Origin of the sequence: Arthrobacter sp. HMSC06H05 (genome assembly GCF_001807395.1) — a bacterium.
In the GTDB taxonomy this organism is placed as follows: Bacteria; Actinomycetota; Actinomycetes; order Actinomycetales; family Micrococcaceae; genus Pseudoglutamicibacter; species Pseudoglutamicibacter albus.
This window is the reverse complement of sequence record NZ_KV788983.1, coordinates 172,715-192,486: the sequence shown is the minus strand read 5'-3', so window position 1 is coordinate 192,486 and position 19,772 is coordinate 172,715. Positions and strand designations below refer to the sequence as shown.

The 19,772-nt window shown below is 60.5% G+C and carries 18 protein-coding genes; 2 read left to right on the top strand and 16 right to left on the bottom strand.

Annotation, left to right across the window (positions count from 1 at the left end):
* Positions 1-373 precede the first annotated feature (373 nt).
* The 16 genes from HMPREF3160_RS05930 to HMPREF3160_RS05855 form a co-directional block, all read right to left on the bottom strand.
* Entirely contained in the window at positions 374-1,288 is a 915-nt protein-coding gene (locus HMPREF3160_RS05930) for a DUF2520 domain-containing protein (protein WP_256174061.1), read from the bottom strand.
* Positions 1,285-2,826 (bottom strand): PH domain-containing protein, encoded by a 1,542-nt coding sequence (locus HMPREF3160_RS05925; RefSeq protein ID WP_070507571.1) that lies wholly within the window; start codon positions 2,824-2,826, stop codon positions 1,285-1,287. The genes HMPREF3160_RS05930 and HMPREF3160_RS05925 overlap by 4 nt, the downstream gene beginning before the upstream one ends.
* Positions 2,827-2,834: 8 nt before the next feature.
* On the bottom strand, positions 2,835-3,386 hold the full coding sequence (locus tag HMPREF3160_RS05920; protein ID WP_176744709.1) for a PH domain-containing protein: 552 nt from the start codon (positions 3,384-3,386) through the stop codon (positions 2,835-2,837).
* Positions 3,373-3,855 (bottom strand): DUF3180 family protein, encoded by a 483-nt coding sequence (locus HMPREF3160_RS05915; protein WP_070507570.1) that lies wholly within the window; start codon positions 3,853-3,855, stop codon positions 3,373-3,375. Before HMPREF3160_RS05915 ends, HMPREF3160_RS05920 begins: the two co-directional genes overlap by 14 nt.
* On the bottom strand, positions 3,852-4,493 hold the full coding sequence (folK, locus tag HMPREF3160_RS05910) for a 2-amino-4-hydroxy-6-hydroxymethyldihydropteridine diphosphokinase (protein WP_070507568.1): 642 nt from the start codon (positions 4,491-4,493) through the stop codon (positions 3,852-3,854). Before folK ends, HMPREF3160_RS05915 begins: the two co-directional genes overlap by 4 nt.
* A gap of 14 nt (positions 4,494-4,507) precedes the next feature.
* Entirely contained in the window at positions 4,508-4,891 is a 384-nt protein-coding gene (gene folB / locus HMPREF3160_RS05905) for a dihydroneopterin aldolase (protein WP_070507566.1), read from the bottom strand.
* Positions 4,888-5,814 (bottom strand): dihydropteroate synthase, encoded by a 927-nt coding sequence (folP, locus tag HMPREF3160_RS05900; protein WP_070507564.1) that lies wholly within the window; start codon positions 5,812-5,814, stop codon positions 4,888-4,890. The genes folB and folP overlap by 4 nt, the downstream gene beginning before the upstream one ends.
* 79 nt (positions 5,815-5,893) lie before the next feature.
* Positions 5,894-6,601: a GTP cyclohydrolase I FolE gene (folE, locus tag HMPREF3160_RS05895; RefSeq protein WP_083285478.1), complete on the bottom strand. Its 708-nt coding sequence runs from the start codon at positions 6,599-6,601 to the stop codon at positions 5,894-5,896.
* 17 nt (positions 6,602-6,618) lie between these two features.
* Positions 6,619-7,332 carry an IclR family transcriptional regulator gene (locus HMPREF3160_RS05890; protein WP_070507562.1) on the bottom strand — a complete coding sequence of 238 codons (714 nt, stop codon included), beginning with the start codon at positions 7,330-7,332 and terminating at the stop codon, positions 6,619-6,621.
* Positions 7,333-7,365: 33 nt separating this feature from the next.
* A complete protein-coding gene (locus tag HMPREF3160_RS05885) occupies positions 7,366-9,300 on the bottom strand; it encodes an FAD-dependent monooxygenase (protein WP_035756002.1) in 1,935 nt (644 codons plus the stop codon).
* Positions 9,301-9,502: 202 nt separating this feature from the next.
* The gene (locus HMPREF3160_RS05880) at positions 9,503-10,831 is read right to left on the bottom strand and encodes a variant leucine-rich repeat-containing protein (protein WP_035756003.1); all 1,329 of its coding nucleotides are present in this window, start codon (positions 10,829-10,831) and stop codon (positions 9,503-9,505) included.
* Between the two features lie 231 nt (positions 10,832-11,062).
* The gene (locus tag HMPREF3160_RS05875; RefSeq protein WP_141739849.1) at positions 11,063-12,922 is read right to left on the bottom strand and encodes a variant leucine-rich repeat-containing protein; all 1,860 of its coding nucleotides are present in this window, start codon (positions 12,920-12,922) and stop codon (positions 11,063-11,065) included.
* Between the two features lie 156 nt (positions 12,923-13,078).
* Positions 13,079-15,130 (bottom strand): ATP-dependent zinc metalloprotease FtsH, encoded by a 2,052-nt coding sequence (ftsH, locus tag HMPREF3160_RS05870; protein WP_052048426.1) that lies wholly within the window; start codon positions 15,128-15,130, stop codon positions 13,079-13,081.
* Positions 15,131-15,296: 166 nt separating this feature from the next.
* Entirely contained in the window at positions 15,297-15,812 is a 516-nt protein-coding gene (gene hpt / locus HMPREF3160_RS05865) for a hypoxanthine phosphoribosyltransferase (RefSeq protein ID WP_052048441.1), read from the bottom strand.
* A gap of 150 nt (positions 15,813-15,962) precedes the next feature.
* Positions 15,963-17,036, bottom strand: a complete 1,074-nt coding sequence (tilS, locus tag HMPREF3160_RS05860; RefSeq protein WP_070507559.1) for a tRNA lysidine(34) synthetase TilS — start codon at positions 17,034-17,036, stop codon at positions 15,963-15,965.
* Between the two features lie 46 nt (positions 17,037-17,082).
* Positions 17,083-18,537: a D-alanyl-D-alanine carboxypeptidase/D-alanyl-D-alanine-endopeptidase gene (locus HMPREF3160_RS05855; RefSeq protein WP_070507557.1), complete on the bottom strand. Its 1,455-nt coding sequence runs from the start codon at positions 18,535-18,537 to the stop codon at positions 17,083-17,085.
* A 110-nt stretch (positions 18,538-18,647) separates the two neighbouring features.
* On the opposite strand from HMPREF3160_RS05855, the gene ppa reads away from it, so the two are divergent.
* Together ppa and HMPREF3160_RS05845 are read left to right on the top strand one after the other, a co-directional pair.
* The gene (gene ppa / locus HMPREF3160_RS05850) at positions 18,648-19,127 is read left to right on the top strand and encodes an inorganic diphosphatase (protein ID WP_070507555.1); all 480 of its coding nucleotides are present in this window, start codon (positions 18,648-18,650) and stop codon (positions 19,125-19,127) included.
* Positions 19,128-19,148: 21 nt separating this feature from the next.
* On the top strand, positions 19,149-19,751 hold the full coding sequence (locus HMPREF3160_RS05845; protein ID WP_141739848.1) for a hypothetical protein: 603 nt from the start codon (positions 19,149-19,151) through the stop codon (positions 19,749-19,751).
* Positions 19,752-19,772: the final 21 nt, after the last annotated feature.

The following is a 19,772-nucleotide window of genomic DNA, read 5'->3' as shown; positions in this document are numbered from 1 at the left end:
CTATTGAGTTCTCAAACAACAAACACCCAACCAGCTCGCTACAGTTATCTATAGTCCGCTCCGAAGGGCGCACTGAATACCAACCAATTTCTTGGTGATTTTCAGTGGGTTGGTCGCCTCAGTGCTCTCACGATCTTTTTCAGTCGGAGCCGTTCGCGGCGACAAGAGAAAACATTACGGGAGTTCAGAACAACATGCAAATCGGCGATGAACCCCTCCAGAGCTCCAACCAGCACCGAAAACCGCATGATTCCGCGGAACCTGCTGGTTCAAGGTGTGCTGCACCACTGAAAACTCGTAAAAATTTGTGGCCACCGTCACCGAAATTCCTTCGAATTCGTGCCCGGGATCACTCGTTCGCCCTACAAAACAGCTATTCGCTCTGTAGCGCATCCAGCACCGCGGCGGCTTGAGCGTCGGTTATTTCACCACGGCCAACAGCTCGAGTGATGGCCGCTGTGGCCATCGCAACATAGAAGCCGTGCGCCCCAACTGGCGCATCGGGCCCTGACCAGCCACGACGCGCGGACGCCACGGCCTCCGGGCTCAGCGTGCGAGCAAAACTTGTGCCCGCGCTCGAACCGCTCGCTATCGCCGCATCAACAGAGGAGCGCACCAACGGTCCCAGGGCCGCGCTCGGATCTTCAACACCCACGCTGTTCAACGCATCCCACGCATACGCAAGCGACGCAGAGACCGGCTCCGTAGCCACAGCGACGGCCGCGGCATACAGATCGCGGTCATCCTCATCGAGCACAAAGGGTTCACAACCCAGCTCCACGGCGAGCGCCAGCGCGACCGGGACCATGAGCTTCGGCGCAGAGACGGCTGCGCGCGCCCCGTTCAGCGCGGTGGCGTCCATGCTTGTGCCCGTGAACCGCAGCAGTGGGTGGATCGCTAACGGGATGGCGCCAGCTTCCGCGGCTGGAGTCAGGACGTCGATGCCTACCGCCGGTGATGTGTGGAGCACGAGCTGACCCATCTGGAAGCGGCCAGCAGCGGCCGCGGATGCGACCTCTTGCTGGATGGTCGCGGCATCCAGGGCGAACACGACGGCTTCGCTGCGTTCGAGGACATCAGCGGTGCTCGTGTGGGGGACGCCTGGCAGGATCGCCTCGGCCCGGTCGGCGGAACGTTCATCCGTGACCGAGATCCCCACGATCTGGTGGCCCACGGACCTCCACGCGGCAGCAACCACAGGGCCTACGCGGCCCGCACCGATAATCCCGATGCCTAAACGCGGGGCATGCGCGCCCAAAGAAGCCGAGCCTAAGGAGGAAAAACTCACCGCACCTCACCCCAGTGGTTCTTGTCTGCCCAGCCCGCCAGGGCGGCGGCCCGCTCACACTGCCTGAAAACGAAAGTGTCCGCGGTCTTCTCCGCAACATCGTAGATCTTTGTGTTGACCGGCCCCGCAGCCGTAGCCACCGTGAGAGTCGCAACACCAGCCGCCCTAGCGAACGGCCCTTGCCTCAAAGCAACCCCTTGGGTGCGTTGATGCGGAACAAACGCGACCTTCTTCACCAGACGGCCTGAGGTGATGATCAGCATCGTCTGCGTGAGCGCGAACGCCTGCCGCGACCCCGCGATCGGGGACAGCCAGCGCGCCTTGCGTGGGCTCACCACAAACTCCGGTTCCTCCCCAGGGCGTTCCGCGGCAGCCACAACGAGCGGTCCGGTCCGGTCCGTCCCCGGGTTCGGGATCAACGCCGCAACTACGGCGAGCGCCTCCTGGAACGTGCCCACCGGTAGCAAGACGTTGCTTTTCTCTGCGGAGGCTCCATCGGAGGGGACGTTCGCGACAACCCGCCACCAGCCGGTGAGTTTCCACAGCAGAGGCTGTTGGAGCCCCAGCGCGTGCACGCGTTCCGGGGGGACTGTGGTGTTGCTTGATTCGGTGTAGCCGCGTGTCAGCACCAGCCCGTCCTGCCCCGCGCTGACAACGAAGCCGCCGTTGGTGTTGATCATCGAGAACACGAGGCCACCCCACGCTATGAGTAGCGGGCCGAAAACCACGAGCGGCTGCGTGAACGAGGACGTCTCGACCGCACTCACCACATACCCGATAATCACCACGGCACCGAAAACCACGTTCTTCAGCAGGGCCGCGGCCACGAGCCGACTCATGCGAACTTTGACGAGAGGACGCACTACCTCCGATGCTGCAGTTGCCTCGGCGGTTACTCCCGTTGCCTGGATCTTTGCCGCTGTTACCTCGGCAGATGCCGGGGCAGTCTCGGTCTGTACTGCGCTCCCCTCTGTCTGTACCGGAGCCACGGGTTGTTGCTCGCCGCGGGCGGCACGCAGGATGTCCTCGCGTAACTGTTGGGCCTGCCGGTAGGTCACGTACTGGAGTTTCGCGGCTGCTTCTTGCGCATCGGCTACATGGAATTCCAGCTCAGCGAGACCGAAAATACGGGCCAGAATGGGGCGGTTGATGTCGATGCTTTGTATCCGGTCGATGCGGGCGTGGCGCACGTTCTTCATGAAGATGCCCTGCCGAACTTCGACACGGTTCGCTGTGATCCGGTACCCCATGGCCCGCCACGCGAACCACGAATACACGATCGTGCCGATGATGACCGCGAGCCACGCCCACATCACCCACGTGTCATCGGAGAACAGGCCGAAAAAGTCCGAAGACCCCTCGCCCTCACCTTCGCCCTCGCGCCCGCCATCGCCGCCGGAGGGGCTACCGCTGACAAACGATTCGGCCCAACTGCGCACAAAATTGAATGCCAACAGCGCGAAAATGATCCACCCGCGCACCAACGGGGTCGCCTTATGAACCCGCTTCCACTCAACCGTTTCAGGCACGTTTGACACAACGCCCCCTAAATCCCGGCGAGCTTCTGCTCACCCCGCGCCGCGAGCTCATCACGTAGACGCTCGCCATCAGCTTGAGTCAGGCCAGGGATGTCCGGCGAGCCTTCTGCTGCGGCCGTCTTGAAGGAGACCTGGCACAAACCGAACCCGCGCATCAGAGGCCCCGACTTCAGATCAACATATTGAAGCCGGCCATACGGCACCACCACAACCCGGCGGAACACGATCCCCACCCGGTACGTGAAATCGTTCTCCCGCAGCATCCACCCCATGCTGCGTACGCGCGGCCCGATCAGGAACGCTTGAACAACCCCGCTCACCAGCGTGTAGCCAGCCACGATCCAGCCCGCCCACACGAGCCACGTCGAGGCATCGAACACACCCAGGCGCTTCAAGATCCACGGCGCACACCCCGCCGCCCCCAGACACAGAACCGTGAAAATATTCGAAAGATGCTGAACCCGCGCCAACCGCGGATCCACCGGAATCCACTCGTGATCCGCAACCCACCCAGTCTGCGCCGGCGAGCCACCCTGCGCCGCATCGTTATTGTGCTGCATCTGCGGCTCCTTCCGTCGGGGCGGCATCGTCGTCATCGTCTGAGTCCACGGTGCATAACCGCTGCACTACCAGCCCCACCGCTGCCACGATCAGACCGGCCGCCGCCGCAAAGAGCGCGCGGAAGAAAATCGGTGACCCCACAACACCATTCACCACTACATCGATCACAACGCCGGCGTGGAAACCCGATGCCGCCAACCCCACCAACGCCGAGGCTTGCGCAAACACCACAACACGCACCGCCGCCAACGGGTCAATCCGGCGATCAGTGCGCCGCGTGCGCGATAAAAACACCCACAAACCCAGAACTAACGCGACAACAGCCACCGCAACCAACGCGACCGAGGACGCCCGCCCCATAGCCCACAGGTCCGCGCTCACAACGGCAAGCAGCGTCGAGGTCAACAACCCGAGGGCCGCGAACACAAGCCATCCACCCAGCATCGGCACAACGCGTAGTTTAATCACGATGCGGACGCCCCACCATTGCTCGGAGCGGTTGCGGTGGCCTCACGGTCATCGCGCGAGTCCGGTAGCCGATGCGCGGGATCCATGTACGGGCGCACCCCGCCTAAAGGCTCAAGTTCACGCGCAACACGGAACACGGACTCCGAACCCACAAACGCGCCCGGGTCCATCCACGACCACGGGATCACCACAAACCCGCGCTCCAGCGCGCGCGGATGCGGCAGGGTCAAGACCGGGTGATCGCTCACAACAGAGCCGAACGTGATGATGTCCAAATCCAAGGTCCGGGCACCCCACCGCACCTCACGAGTACGGCCGTGCTCAGCCTCAATACGTTGCAACTGTTCCAGCAACGTCGCCGGCGCCAGCGTTGTTGAAACCTCGATCACCTGGTTCAGGTATTCCGGCTGTCCCTCGGGGCCGCCCACCGGATCCGTCAACACCATCAGCGACTCACCCGTGACTGTGACCCCATCCAACGCCGCGATCTCAGCGCGCGCCAACGCCAACGTCTCAACAACGTCACCCAAATTAGCGCCCAACGCGATCACCGCAACCACCGGGAAACCCGGCTCGCGCGTCAAAACCTCCGGGAGCGGGCCACCGTCTGCTTCATACGGTTCAGAACCCTGCGACATTACAGCCTCCAACGTTATGAACGGCTACGGCTCATCGTCACAGCCACATCGCCAAACGGCACCGGGATCGGTGCCTCGGGCTTATGCACCGTGACCTGCACCGCGAGCGGAGAAAAGTCCCGCATCAAACGGTCAACAATCACCGAAGCCAGCTTCTCAATCAAGTTGTATGGCCCGCCCTGAACCTCATCGACAACGGCTTGGCCCATCGACCCATAATCCAGGGTGTCCGAAACATCATCCGATGCGGCCGAGACCCGGAAGGACGTCGCAACCTTCACATCGACAACGAACCTCTGGCCCTCACGCTTCTCATGATCAAAAACACCATGAAAACCCGTCGCAGAAATCCCGTTGATCGTGATGACGTCATGACCATCCCACTGGAAAGGCCTCACGCCTTAACCGCCTCAGCAGGGTTCACCCACGCACGCGCAACCTCAACCGCATCGCGGGTACCGGCAACATCATGAACACGCACAGCCCACGCACCCTCGGCGGCAGCCAAAGTGCTCGTCGCATGCGTTGCCGCGTCACGGTCAGCAACCTCATGCGGGCGCTTACGCTCCTCCAGCAACCGCCCCAAGAAACGCTTACGCGACGTACCAATCAAAACGTCATGACCCAACGCCACAAAACGATCCGTCGCATTCAAAACAGCCCAATCATGCTCGGCGTTCTTAGCGAAACCCACGCCCGGATCCAAAATAATGTTCTCCCGCGCCACACCCGCGGCAACAAACTGATCCCGCACCTCGACCAGTTCCGAAACAACCTCAGCCACAACATCGCCATACTCAGCGTGATCCACCATCGTCTTCTGATCCCCACGGCGATGCGTCAGCACAACCCGAGCACCCAACTCGGCAACAACCTGAGCCATATCCGGTTCAAACGTCTGACCAGAAACATCATTAATCAGATGCGCGCCAGCTTCCCACACCTCACGCGCAGTCGAAGCATGCGTCGTATCAACCGAAACCACAGCGCCCGCAGCAACCAGGCCCTTCACAACAGGCACAACCCGAGCAGCCTCAACCTCAGGATCCACAAAATCAGCGCCCGGACGCGTCGACTCACCACCAACATCAATAATGTCAGCGCCGGCACGCATCATCTCAAGACCATGCGCAATCGCCGCATCAACATTCAGGAAACGGCCGCCATCCGAAAACGAATCCTCAGTGACATTCAAAATACCCATCACCAAGCAACGATCACGCGGCAAATCAGCCCACGCATCCTCACGCGACTTCGCACGAATCACAGCCAAAGCAGACGTATTAGGGCCAGTACCAGGGGTTGCAGCGAGGTTGAACATCAACCGACCTTCCAGACGAGACGCAACGAACACGCGGCACACGGCCGCACACCACTAGCCTACCCGCCAGCCGAAAAAGCTACCGGCCATGCCCCATAATCAGGCCCATCGCCTCAGCACGCGTAGCCGACTCACGCAACTGACCACGCACAGCCGAAGTCGTGGTCGTCGACCCAGGCTTACGAACGCCCCGCATCGACATACACAAATGCTCCGCCTCAATCACCACAATCGCCCCACGCGGCTGCAGATGATCCTCCAATGCCTCCACAATCTGCGTAGTCAAACGCTCCTGAACCTGCGGACGCCGAGCAAATAGATCAACCAGCCGGGCCAGCTTCGACAACCCCGTGACCTTGCCTGAAACACCCGGGATATAACCGATATGAGCCCGCCCATGAAACGGAACTAGGTGATGCTCACACGTTGAATAGAACGGGATGTCCTTGACCAAGACCATCTCCGAATGATCAATATCGAAGGACGCAGACAACACGTCAGCCGGATCCATATGCAGGCCCGAGAAAACCTCGGCATACGCTCGGGCCACACGCGCCGGCGTATCCACCAAACCATCCCGGTCCGGATCCTCACCGACCGCCAACAGGATCTCGCGGACAGCACGCTCAATCCGAGCCTGATCAACACGACCCTGCTCCGTCCAACCCTGCTCAACCTCGCCAAGCTCAACGTCACCAGCAACAGCGCCGACGAGCCCAGCGTCACCGGGGACAGCGTCAGGGCCCTTGCCCGTCACACCAAAACCATTAGAGTCCACGTTCGACATGATCACAGCCTACCGACCTACAACAGCTCAGCCTCAATCACCGAAGCCGACAGGTGCAACGCGGAAGCGACCCCCGCATCGTCCTCACTACCCACAAACACCACCGCGAGCGACGCCGCCGCATAGCCCGGGACCCGCAACGGGACCGCGATCGAACTCACGCCAGTCAAAACCTGCGAACGGCTCTTGGTATACGGTGCGGCGGCATCCCCAAGCAACTCCGGATGCGCTAAACCACGCGCCGCCAACTCCGCAGTCCCCAGCTGCGCCCGGATGGCGGCCCCCGGGGCGCCAGCGTCCAACGGATGGGCGGAACCCGGACGTTGAACCAGCGTGGCACCATCGACCTTCGGCTCAACCGAAACCAATGTCACCACTTGATCCTGCGTCAAAACAGCAATGAACGCCGTCATCTGCAGACCTTGAGACAACCTCGTTAGCTCCGGCAACGCGGCAGCCTGAACATCACGGCTCACTGAACGCGCCAAAACCAATAAGTTAGGGCCCAACGTCACAACACCATCGGCGCCCCGCACCACCATGTTGTGCGCCTCTAGCGTACGCAGCAACCGGTAGACGATCGAACGGTGCAAACCGACCCGTTCACACAATTGCGGGATCGTGAGGCCCTGCTCATACTCAGCGATGGTCTCCAACAAACTCAGGCCGCGCGAGAGCGTCTGCGAACCCGCCGCAGACGCCCCCGCACGGCCCTCAGCATCAACCGTCACAAAGACAACCTGGCTCTATCTTCCGTGGCTTCCTTAGGACTCCGAGAGGACGCCCTTGAAAAACTCGCTCAGCTCATCCGTGGCATCCAGCGGCAGGACCTGGGCAACGTACTGGTCAGGGCGCACAACAACAATCACGCCGTCACGCGAAAGCTCGCGCGCATCGTAGATGTCGCGGCTCAAAGCGACAGGGTTCATTTCCTGACGTTCACGGTCAGCCGAACCAAGAGCCGAGGCGAAGACGTTCTCCCACTGCATGATGCCGAAGTCGCCGTAGCGTGGACGGAACACCTCTGGTGCGTCGAAGACCTCGAACTCCTCGTGGGACTGCTGGTAGATCACCTTGACGTCGAACCATTCGTGACGTGGGCGTCCACCCAGCTCGCTGCCAACCAGCGGCGATGCTTCGTCGTCTTTGAGCCATGCTGCGAGATCATCCACCGCGGAGTGCTCGGTTGGGTGCGCACCGTCAGCGAACACATAGATACGCCAGCGGCCATCGGCTTCTGCAAGGTGGCCCAGATGCAAACGGACTCCGTCACAACGGCGGGTAGCCCACGCCGACTTGAAGCGCTTACCGACCGGGAAACCGGCAGCGAGCTCTTGGTGTTTGGTGTCACCGCACACCATGGACGGCTCGTATTCGGTCATGAAACCTGCCGGGAACTCGGCGGTACGGACGTAGAAGTCCTCGAGGTCGCTCGGGTTTTCGAACTCCTCTGGCTTACGCGCCATCATCGAGGACCATTCCATGTCGAAGTCGATGAGGTTCTGCGCGATCACCTGACGCTCGCCCGTGTAGGTCGAGAGGATCTCCAACGGAGCGGTACCGAGCAGGGCGTGCGCGAGCTTCCAACCGAGGTTGAATGCGTCCTGCATCGAGACGTTCATGCCCTGACCGGCTTTAGCGGAGTGAGTGTGGCATGCGTCACCGAGGATGAATACGCGCGGCATCTTGTTCCCGGCTTCTTCCACTGGGACGTCATCGAAGCGGTCGGTGACGCGGTGGCCGACCTCATAAACCGACCACCATGCGACGTCTTTCACCTCAACCGTGTACGGGTGGAGGATCTCGTTGGCGTGACGCACGATCTCATCGAGCGGGGTCTGGCGAACCTTGCCGTCGTCATCTGCGGCGGTTTCGCCGAGGTCGACGTACATGCGCGACATCGCGCCACCTTCGCGTGGAATGTGGAGGATCGAGCCGCCGTCATGGGACTGGATCGCGCACTTGGTGCGCCAGTCTGGGAAGTCGGTTTCGACGATGGAGTCCACGACTCCCCACGCGTGTGCGGCTTGTTGGCCTACGCGGGTTGCGCCGATGTCGCGGCGGATCTGTGAACGCGCACCGTCAGCGCCGACGAGGTACTTGGTGCGGACCGAGAACTCTTCGCCGGCCTTCTCACCGAAGGTGTAACGCAGGTTGACGAGCAGCGGGTATTCCTGGGAGTCGTCGCGTTCGTGGGAGACGTATTCGATGCCGTAGTTCGGTTTCATGCGGGAAGGCTGGTTACGCATGAACTCACCGAAGTACTGCATGATGCGGGCCTGGTTGATGATCAGGTGCGGGAATTCGGAGACACCGTGCGGGTCATCCGGGGCGAGTGCCGCACGGACGATGTTCTTTGGGTTTTCTGGGTCTGGCTTCCAGAACGCCATTTCGCGGAGATGGTAGGCCTCATCGATCACACGGTTTGCGAACCCGAAGGCTTGGAAGGTTTCGACGGAGCGGGCCTGGATGCCGTCTGCCTGGCCGACCTGGAGTTCGTGTTCGCGGCGTTCGATGAGGCGCACCTCGAGCTGCGAGAAGACCGAGAGTTGCGCTGCGGTAGTCATACCGGCGGGACCTTCACCCACGATCAGTACGTCCATAACCTCCGGCAGGTCTTCACTACGGTCGATGCCGACTCCTGCGGCTTCCTTGATAAGGGGGTCTCCGGTCACATAGCCGTTGTGGTGAAACTGCATTCTGGCTCCATTGCGGTGAAAGTCATTGGGATAAAAGATCACAGATTAGTTCGATATGCGAACACTGCATTCTGTATTCGCAACTGTGATCTATCGTACACGCGAACGGTGAGCCTCGAACAGTCTTTTACGCCCTTAAATACGACGGGGACGTGGAGCATCACACTCCACGTCCCCGTCGCCGCCCACATCAGCGGAACCTCTATCGAGACTTAGCCAATCCCCCCGAACGACCACGACTCCTGAATGCATGAACAGCAGCGATGCTTCCGCCTATAAGCAAGATGGAAAAAACGGTCAGGCCGATGAAAGCGCCAGGGGCAGCAGCAAATGAATACTTGGAATATTCGAGATCTTTCAACCTATCGTTCATCATCGCCAGATGAGGGAAAAACACAATATAAGTTGCGACACCTGCAACCCCGGCAATAGCCCCGCTAATCGCGCCGGTCACCTGGAGCGGCTTGACGCGAATAAATATTGCTATGGCGGAAAGGGTTGCTGAAACAAGCGACAGAGCCATAGAAATGACCGCCAGGATCAAGACCGGATCCTCAAGCCTCCACACAAAGGCAGGCCCTCCGTGGCCCTCGATGTTAAGAACATAAGCTGGAATGAACATGGTCGCGAATGCCAGGGCGGCGAGACCGGCCACCATGAACGGCATCGCTACAGCCCCTCGCTTCGCCCCAGCAGGCACCGTCTGACCCGCTGCCTCAGCTGGTAATTCTTGAGCTGCCGACCCCGGCACGAACACAGCTGGCCGAATATTCGCTCTGAGATCCCGGCCTTTCAGCTCCATAATAAGCACGAGAACGCTCACCACCAGGAGCAGGCCAAACACAACCAGACCAAAGAATGAACCGAAACCTAGACCAATCATGGTGTCTTCAGTTTCCCAGGATGCTCCAAGTGCTTCAGCAAATCTGCGTATTTCGCTGAGCTTGCCGTTCACTCCAGCAATCCCCACGATGTACGCGGTGAGGCCCATAGCGCCCGCCACGATCCCCACAATCGGGTAGGTCGATAACAACGCTCTTCTACGAGCGAAGAATGCCGCGACCGACACAGCCGCGGAAACGATCACCAGGACCATAGAGATGATCGCAAGTATCGTCGCCTCATGCGGAACTAATTTAGCTTCCTTAATTAAATTGCCCCCCGAGAAGAAACCGACAGAACTTGAGTGGATATCAACCCGTACGCTCACCAAGGGCAAAAACAATGCAACGAGACCGAGAACAGCTAGGCCTGCAATGATTACCGGAAGCCACTCCGACCATCCCTTCGGAAGCACAACGCCCGCACCAGGCTGACCGTACTGCGTCGGGGCATACTGCTGTGGCTGGTGCCCACCGCCTGATTGGGCGTCGATCCATTCCGCGAGTCCCTGATAACAGTTGGGATGCTGACGCACTACCGCCCGCAGATCGGGACGCGACTGCGCCAGATTCATCAACGTATGTTGATCCAACTGAGGATTGTCACGAACGTCTGCCTCAGTCATTGAAGAAAAATCAGGGGTGCTCATGGCGACCTACCTTGAAGTAATCAACTGTTTCTTTGTGTTTTGTGAAGCTACTGGCGGTTTAACCTGGTCTAAGGCTAACCCAGGTTAAGTGACCATGACCACATTCCGCCACCAAGCTTGTGGCAAGAATGCGTTGAAAAGTATGCGCTGAGAAGTATGGATCGTTAACAAGAGAATGCCCCAGGAGGCATCTTGCCTCCTGGGGCATTCTGCTAACTACTTCTGAGCAGGTCAGTTTGTGCTCTGTGCCTGCTTAATCCACTCCGCCAACGCTGGATAGCAGTTAGGGTGCTGACGGATCTGCTCCCACAATTGAGGCTTAGTCGCGGCAAGTTGCTGCAGCTCAACTGCCGACGCCCCCGCCGGCACCGTCTCACCCGAGGCCTCAGTCGGCGCCTCCTGGCTCTCTTCCTTGGCAGGCTCCTCAGCCGGCGCTACAACTGGTTCCTCAACCGGGGCTACAACTGGTTCATCGACAGGCTCAGCATCTGCAGCCTGCGTTGGCGCCTCGCTAACCTCTTCAGGTGTCTCGGATACCGGCTCGCCAGTAGCAACAGATTCAGGCTCGGACGCAACCGGCTCCGAAACCGCGGTCTCCGAAACCTTCGCCTCACTCTGAGCAGACTCTTCAGAGTCCGGAAGCTTGGCCTCGACGTTCTGAGGCTGCTGGTCCGGCGACTGCCAAGCCGCCCGCTGACCCTGCGCTTGGCCACTGTCCTGCTGCTGGACTCCCTGTGCCTGTTCACCCCGCTGCGGCTCGCCCTGTTGCTGATCATCCTGCGACTGGTCTGACTGTTGTTGGCCAGACTGCTGTTCGCCAGTATGTTGCTGCTGCTGTTGCTGACCGTGCTGGCCCTGCTGTGGGTGCTGCGACTGCTGGGCGTAGCCACCGTACTGGTTGTTCTGGTACGGCTGCTGATTCCAGCCTGCCCCGTTCGAGCCGCCTGCGAAAGCTGGCTGCAGATTCGCGCTGATGCCCTTACCCTTCAGCTCCATGAGAAGCGCAACAACACCCGCCGCAAGGAGTAGGCCGAAAACAACCAGACCGAAGAACGTGCCGAACGCTGGGCCTACCGAAGTGCCCGTGTCCTCCAGGGAATAGCCATACTCTTCAAGCTGCTTACGCGCTTTGTTCGCCTCGGCGCCGACCTGGATGAACATGACGATGTAGGTGATGATGCCCAAAGCGCCTGCCGCGATCCCCGCAATCGGATAGATCAATGGCAGCGGTTTCCTTCGGACAAAGAACGCCACGGCCGGCACAGCTGCGGCCGCGATCACCAAGATCATCGAAATGATCGCAAGCACCTTGACGCCGGCCGGGGCATCAAGAAGCGAACCGGTGTGGCTACCGAACCTACTCTTCGCGCTGACAGCCGGCAAGAAGATCGCAATGAAAGCAAGAACAGCCAAGCCCGCGATGATGACAGGAAGCCACCCTGTCCACTCCTTCGGAAACACAACGCCCGGACGTGGCTGCCCATACTGTGGCTGGCCGTACTGGTTCTGCCCGTACTGCTGGGACTGAGTCTGTCCATACTGCTGTGGCTGACCGTACTGCTGAGCCTGCTGACCATAGCCAGGGTTGTAGCCCGACTGCTGCTGCGCCGGATACTGCTGGTACTGACCCTGCTGGTACTGATTCTGGCCGTACTGGTTCTGCCCGTACTGCTGCGATTGAGGCTGCCCATACTGCTGTGGCTGACCGTACTGCTGAGCCTGCTGACCATAGCCGGCGTTATACCCCGACTGCTGCGACGGATTCTGAGCCCCATAACCCTGAGCCCCGTTGCCCTGCGCTCCATAACCCTGGGCCGCATAGCCTTGCGCAGGCTGGCTCTGTTGCGGCTGCTGCTGACCGTACTGGTACTGGTACTGGTTCTGCTGGGACTGGTTCTGCTGTGGCTGCTGCCCGCCAGCTGACTGGCTATCGATCCATTCCGCGAGGCCTGGATAGCAGTTAGGGTGCTGGCGCACCGCCGCGCGCAGATCCGGGCGCGACTGCGCCACATTCATCAGCGTAGTCTGATCCAGTTGGGGATTATTTCTGACGTCTTCCTCAGTCATTGAGGAGTAATCGGAGGTGTTCATGACAACCTAACGTGGCTTCGGAGACAGATCAGTTTGATCTTAGATCAGACCAGCCTGCAGGTTCTAGCTCGGAAAGCCTCCAGCAACATTCCGTCCGCACACGCGTACACAATTACGCCGCGAGGGCAAAACGCCCCCGCGGCTACGTGCCTGGTCTTATGTTCCTGGCCCTTGCGGTTCCCCTCCCGGCAGTTCAGTTCCCCCAGCCGGAGGGTCCACAACCGTGACACCTTCTCCAGGTTTCGGCTCGGTACCCTTACCCTGCGGGTCGCGCTTGATGTCACGTTCACCACGTACCGGTGGGAGGTCCTGGCCAGGGCGCGCTTCATCGAACAGCCACTGCTCACGTTCCGGAAGCTTCACCAGATCATGGAAAATCTCTGCGACCTCCGCCTGGTTCAAGGTTTCACGGTCCAAAAGTTCCTTAGCCAAGCGATCCAGGACGTGCCGGTTCTGAGTCAGAATCTGATACGCCTCAGCGTGAGCGTTATCCAGAAGTTGACGGACTTCCTTGTCCACAACCTCAGCCATGCCCTCGGAATAGTCGCGGGTCTGCCCGGCTTCACGGCCCAGGAACGGTTCGCCGCTACCGGTACCCAGCTGCACAACACCCACTTCGGAACTCATGCCGTACTGGGTCACCATCTTCCGGGCCGTCTCGGTGGCCTTCTGGATGTCGTTCGAGGCACCCGTTGACGGATCGTTGAACACGACCTCCTCCGCAACGCGGCCACCCAACGCATACGCGAGCTGATCCAACAACTCCTGGCGGGTTATCGAATAACGGTCCTCCGTCGGCACAACCATCGTGTAGCCCAACGCACGGCCACGCGGAAGAATCGTGATCTTGGTGACCGGAGCCGAATGCCTCAAAGCAGCCGCAACCAATGCGTGGCCACCCTCGTGATAAGCCGTCACCTGGCGCTCATGCTCACGCATCAAACGCGTACGCTTCTGCGGGCCCGCCATCACACGGTCAATCGCCTCATCGATCGCTCGATCATCAATCAAATGAGCGTTGGAACGCGCCGTCAACAGCGCGGCCTCATTCAAAACGTTCGCAAGATCAGCACCCGTGTACCCCGGTGTCTTCTTCGCGACAGCCTCAAGGTCAATCCCATCAACCAGCGGCTTATTGCGCGCATGCACCTCAAGGATCTTCTTACGTCCCGCAAGATCCGGCGCCTCAACAGGCACCTGACGGTCAAAACGGCCCGGACGCAACAAGGCCGGATCCAAAACATCCGGACGGTTCGTCGCCGCAATCAAGATGACGTTGGTGTTCGCATCGAAACCATCCATCTCAACCAGCAACTGGTTCAGCGTCTGTTCACGCTCATCGTTACCGCCACCGATGCCGGCACCACGCTGGCGGCCCACCGCATCGATCTCATCAACAAAAATGATCGACGGCGAAGAACTCTTAGCCTGCTCGAACAAGTCACGCACGCGGGAGGCACCCACACCAACGAACATCTCAACGAAATCGGAACCCGAAATCGAGAAGAACGGAACCCCAGCCTCACCGGCAACAGCCTTAGCAAGCAACGTCTTACCGGTACCCGGAGGGCCATACAGCAAAACACCGCGCGGGATCTTCGCCCCAACTGAAGCGAACTTCTGCGGATGCTGCAAGAACTCCTGGATCTCCCGGAGCTCCTCAACAGCCTCATCCGCGCCAGCCACATCCTTGAACGTGACCTCCGGCATGTCCTTATTGATCATCTTCGCTCGGGACTTACCGAACTGCATGATCTTGCCGGAACCACCTTGGGCGCGCGACATCAGGAACAAGAACAAGCCGAGGATGATGATCATCGGCAACAACAGACCCAACGTGGACAAGAACCAGTTACTGGTCTGCGGGCGGTCCTCGAAACCATTCTCTGGCTCCGCGGCCGCAATCGCCTTAGCGACCTCCGGGCCGCGGGTCACCGAATACTTGAACGTGACCTTCTTACCAAGGTCACGGCCCTCATGCTTGACCGGTTCCGTGGTTTTCAGTTCAACCCGGTTGCCGTCATCATTCAGATCAACACGCGTGACCTTGTTGTCCTCAAGAAGCTTCAGACCAACCGAGGTCGGGACCTCGTTGCGCTGCCCGCTCAACAGAACGGACATACCAACCATGAGTCCAACAACACCCAGAATGACCCAGAAATACCAGGTTTGATACAGCTTCTTCTTAGGCTGAGTCGTCTTGTCCATTGATGCGCTGACGCGCCTTCCTCTTAGCCACAGCCCCTACCCCACCCGTCAAAACCGGCTGTTCTTCAACACGGCCGGCTGTTCAAAGGGGAGCTGCGAACCCGCTTACATACTTCTAACGTTCTAGATTACCTGTCGCCTACCGCGCCAGAATCAACCCGAGGTACTACTCGCTTTGGTACACGTGCGGAGCGAGCGTGCCGAGCGCATCGAGGTTGCGGTACTTCTCTGCGAAATCTAGGCCGTAACCGACCACGAACTCGTTCGGGATGTCGCGGCCCACATACTTGACGTCGATATCGACCTTGATCGCGTCAGGCTTGCGCAGGAACGTGCAGATCTCCAGGGAACGCGGCCCGCGCGACTTCAGGTTGGAGACAAGCCACGAGAGCGTCAAACCGGAGTCGATGATGTCCTCAACGATGAGCACGTCGCGGCCCATGAGGTCAGTGTCGAGGTCCTTGAGGATCCGTACGACACCCGAGGACTGCGTGCCGGATCCGTAGGAGGACACCGCCATCCAATCCATCGAGACGTTCATCTTCAACTCGCGGGAAAGATCAGCCATGATCATCACGGCACCTTTGAGGACGCCGACGAGCAGCAGGTCGCGGCCCTTGTAGTCCTCGTCGATTCTTGCGGCCAGGTCGCGAACCACCTGATCGATTTCCTCACGCGACATGAGTACGTTTTTTAGGTCATCGGCGACGTGATCTGGCTTCACGGACTTCCCCTTTTTACACGATGTGGCGGCCGGCGGCTAGCGATATAGAAAGCCGCTTCCCTCCATGTTTGCACACGATAGTGCTCTCTGCAGGATTTGTGCTCAGATTTATGCGTCCGATGCGCCCGCCGGCGGCCGCCCGATGAACCGGATCACGCTGTGGTTAGGTGTGGTTTTGATGCGGTGGGCGCTGACGTAGCCGTCGAGCTCGATGGGGCCCGCGGATCCTTCGCCCGCGGTAAGGCGTTCAAGTGCCGCTGTGCGTTCTGCGGTGGGGGCACGCCCCCCTACGGTTTGCGCGGCGAAACGCAATACGCGGGTGCGGATGGCTTGCGGCGCGTTTTTCAGCAGGTAACGGTCGAGGTCCCACTGCATCGGTGCCCGCCCTGATGCGCGGGGCCCGTCGAGGACTTCTGGGGTTTCGGTCAGTGCGCACGTTTGGAGTGCGGCTTCGGCTTCGTTATCGAGGTGCTCGGCATCGTGGCGGGCTTGGATTGCGGTGCGGACAAGGTTGGTGAGCGCGCCATCGCCCAGCACTCGCGTGAATTCTGGTAGCAGTTCGAGCCGGACCTTGTTCCGTAGCGCGAATTCGGGGTCCGTGTTCGTGGGGTCTTCCCACGGCTGGACCCCATAAGCCTCACACACCGCCTCGGTATCCTCGCGCCACACCTCCAGGAACGGCCGCAGGAACCGTCCCCGCCGGTCCGGGATCCCAGCTATAGCGCGTGTGCCTGAACCCCGCGCGAGTGCGAGCAGCACCTGTTCAGCCTGATCGTTGGCGGTGTGGGCGGTCAGAACGAACTCGGCCCCAACCTCTTCACGCACCAGTTCAAGCTCGCGATACCGGGCCTCCCGCGCATCGTTCTCTGTGCCTTTACCCGGCACCTCAACACGGCGGACCACCACCTGCTCCACACCCAAAACGCGGCATGCGCGCGCCGCCCCTTCCGCGGCGGCAGCGCTTCCGGCCTGCAACTGATGGTCCACAACCACAGCGGTGAGCCGACCAGTCAAGTCCCCGTCGCGACGCATCTGCCCGCACACCGCGGCGAGCGCGAGCGAATCCGCGCCACCAGACACCGCGAGCACATAATTCAGCCCGCCCGGCAGCCGCTGGCGTAGCGCCTCGCGGGCACGCTGAATCCGCCTGAATACTGCGGGTGGGATGCGTTCGCTACTCATCGTGGCCGGGTTTCGTTCATGGTGACGCTCTATTGGCAGCCGCGCTCTATTGGCAACCGCAGTCGGCGAGCGCGGTGGCCACGGCGTCGGCTGAGGCGCGTGCGGCGTCCAGGTTGCCTTCGACGTCGTTGAAAATGATGGAGAACCCGAGTGGGCGGCCTTCCTTGGTGGTGACGACGCCGGTGAGGGATATGACGTCTGCGAGCGTGCCGGTTTTCGCGAGCACGAGCGCCTTGGTCTTCTTCCCATCCAGGCGGGTTTCCATGGTTCCGTTGACGCCCGCGCGCGGTAGCAAGGATGGCACGAACGCTAGATCACGACGGGCGGGCTGGGTTGCCGAGCCATCGTTGAGGGTCAGCGCCATGACGTCGGCGAGCGTGCCTGCTTGGACGCGGTTTTTGTCTGAGAGCCCGCTGGTGTCTCGCATCACGAGCTCGTTTGTTTCTACGCCGAGTTCTTCGAGGGCTTGTTTAACGCCCTCGATGGCGCCTTGAGTCGAGCCTTCATGCCCGCGTTTGATCCCCACGAGGCGGCCGTATGTTTCGAGGATCACGTTGTCTGAATGCGCTTCGCCGTAGGCGAGTTGTTCACGCACCGTCGCTGAATGCACGGCCGCGAGCTGACCTTCGACGCTGCCGGGCTCAAACGGGTCTACGGCGTCAAAGCCCGGTTTAGTTTTCCCAGACGCCTGCTTGACCTCAACGCTTTTCTTCCCTGACTTCACGGCAGACTGCAGGTGGTCGGTGAACACCTCTAAAGCATGTTCGTCCGGGTTCCGGACCACCGGGGAGGTGTGTGAGGCTTCAGAGCGGCCCGCGTAAAGGGCGATCGGGGCGATCTCGGTGACGTTGTTGGTTGAAACCAGATCATCTGCCCAGTCAGGGTTCAACGCTGGGCCTGTGAACATCCGGGTATCCACACCTACTTTGAGCGAACCATCCGCTTCATCAAGCGCCCCGGAGGCCTTGAGTTCTTTAGCGGTCTGTTCAGCCAACGTCTTCAAACCTGCGCGACCATTCACGGCCTTCGCATCACTTGCGCCCGGGTTGAGCATCACATCGCCACCAGCAACCAGCCACACGACAGGCGCCCCGGAGCCCCGCTTGTCCAGAACGGTCCGCGTGACCCACTGATCCTCCAGCCCCAGCGTGGACACCACCGCGGTACCTGTCAGAACCTTCAAGGAAGACGCCGGGATCAACGCCTCCCCCTCACCAACGTGAGCGACCTGCTTGCCTGTGACCGCATCGACCACTGATACCTCAACCGTGCCCGGGCTGTCCTCAAGTGCTGCATCGACCTTGCGTTGCAGCACCGCGGCATCCGGGGCCGGCCCCGACGTACTGAACGCCGGGGCCGGCAACTGAGGAACCTCGGCGGTCGCGGCCGGATCATCCGGCCGCCCAAAAAACGCAGACACCACCTGGGTTGCGGCCACCAACAACAGGGCCACAACTACAGGGACAAGGAAGCGACGCGCGGGTCGGGAAGCATTGGTCATCAATGAAATTCTACTTAGCTCACGTCAGTTACCCTTAAACAGAGAACGCCCGCGCGCCGGCAACGCGCGGGACACCCCACCATTTACCCACCACTTAAAGGAGTGCACACATGAAGCATGATGTGACCATCGAAATCCCTGCCGGCTCCCGTGTCAAGTACGAGGTGGACCACGAAACCGGCCGCATCCACTTGGATCGCGTCCTGTTCACCCCTATGCAGTACCCAACCCACTACGGGTTCTTTGACAACACCCTCGGTTTGGACGGCGACCCGCTGGATGCTTTGGTTTACATCCCAGGCGTGGATTTGCACCCAGGTGTTGTGGTTGAGGCTCGCCCGATCGGCGTTTTGAACATGACTGATGACGGCGGTAAGGACGCGAAGGTTGTGTGCGTTCCGTCTGATCCTCGTTTCGATCACATCCAGTCCGTTGAGGACCTGGGCGAGTTCTTGCGCCAGGAGATCGAGCACTTCTTCACTCGTTATAAGGATCTTGAGCCTGGCAAGTGGGTCAAGGTTGAGGGATGGGCTGACCGTGAGGCCGCCGAGAAGGAACTTCAGGAGTCCATCGAACGTTTCAAGGGCTGAGCACCTCTGTTCCATGTGACTTTGACGCAGCAGAACACCCGCGACGTCGGCGATGGCGTGGGTGTTCTGCTGCAGTCACTTAAACGGTCGGTGGGCGATGCCGCGGATGGTTTCGACCGGACCGTGGGCGATGAGGCCGCGGGCCTTATCGCTGACCCCGCCGATGTGGTGTTGGCTGTTCTGACGGGGTTGCGGCCCGGCCCCGACGGTGCCGTGTTCCGGGTGGGGGTCGGTATTGCCGGGGTTGATGCACACGATGCCGCGGCGGCTCGGTCCCGGGTGGCCGTTGAACGTACGGTGCGGGCCACGGTGCCCGTCGCGGTTGAGGCCGGACCGGCGGGTATAGCGCTCGATGGGCTGCCCACCGCGCCGGAAACCGCTGCCGCCGCTGAGGGCGCGCTCGTCCTCTTAGGGGACGTGATCTCACGCCGCTCGGCCGCCGACTGGGCGGTCATTGACTTACTTCTCCCTGGTGTGCGTGGCCAACAGAAGGCCGTAGCCGAGGCTTTAGGGGTCACCGTTCAAGCGGTATCGCAGACCATAGCGCGCGCCCGCTGGCGCGAAGAAGTAGCGGGCCGCGCCTCAGCTGAGCTCCTGTTACGGCTCGCAGAGACCCTCGTCTAACATGCGGGTGGGTCAGCAGCG

Coding starts and splice junctions, on each gene's coding strand:
- HMPREF3160_RS05920 (WP_176744709.1), bottom strand. CDS start 3,386: ATGCAGCACAATAACGATGCGGCGCAGGGTGGCTCGCCGGCGCAGACT.
- folK (WP_070507568.1), bottom strand. CDS start 4,493: ATGTCGCAGGGTTCTGAACCGTATGAAGCAGACGGTGGCCCGCTCCCG.
- folP (WP_070507564.1), bottom strand. CDS start 5,814: ATGTTCAACCTCGCTGCAACCCCTGGTACTGGCCCTAATACGTCTGCT.
- folE (WP_083285478.1), bottom strand. CDS start 6,601: ATGTCGAACGTGGACTCTAATGGTTTTGGTGTGACGGGCAAGGGCCCT.
- HMPREF3160_RS05885 (WP_035756002.1), bottom strand. CDS start 9,300: ATGCAGTTTCACCACAACGGCTATGTGACCGGAGACCCCCTTATCAAG.
- HMPREF3160_RS05880 (WP_035756003.1), bottom strand. CDS start 10,831: ATGAGCACCCCTGATTTTTCTTCAATGACTGAGGCAGACGTTCGTGAC.
- HMPREF3160_RS05875 (WP_141739849.1), bottom strand. CDS start 12,922: ATGAACACCTCCGATTACTCCTCAATGACTGAGGAAGACGTCAGAAAT.
- ftsH (WP_052048426.1), bottom strand. CDS start 15,130: ATGGACAAGACGACTCAGCCTAAGAAGAAGCTGTATCAAACCTGGTAT.
- hpt (WP_052048441.1), bottom strand. CDS start 15,812: ATGTCGCGTGAGGAAATCGATCAGGTGGTTCGCGACCTGGCCGCAAGA.
- tilS (WP_070507559.1), bottom strand. CDS start 17,036: ATGAGTAGCGAACGCATCCCACCCGCAGTATTCAGGCGGATTCAGCGT.
- HMPREF3160_RS05855 (WP_070507557.1), bottom strand. CDS start 18,537: ATGACCAATGCTTCCCGACCCGCGCGTCGCTTCCTTGTCCCTGTAGTT.
- ppa (WP_070507555.1), top strand. CDS start 18,648: ATGAAGCATGATGTGACCATCGAAATCCCTGCCGGCTCCCGTGTCAAG.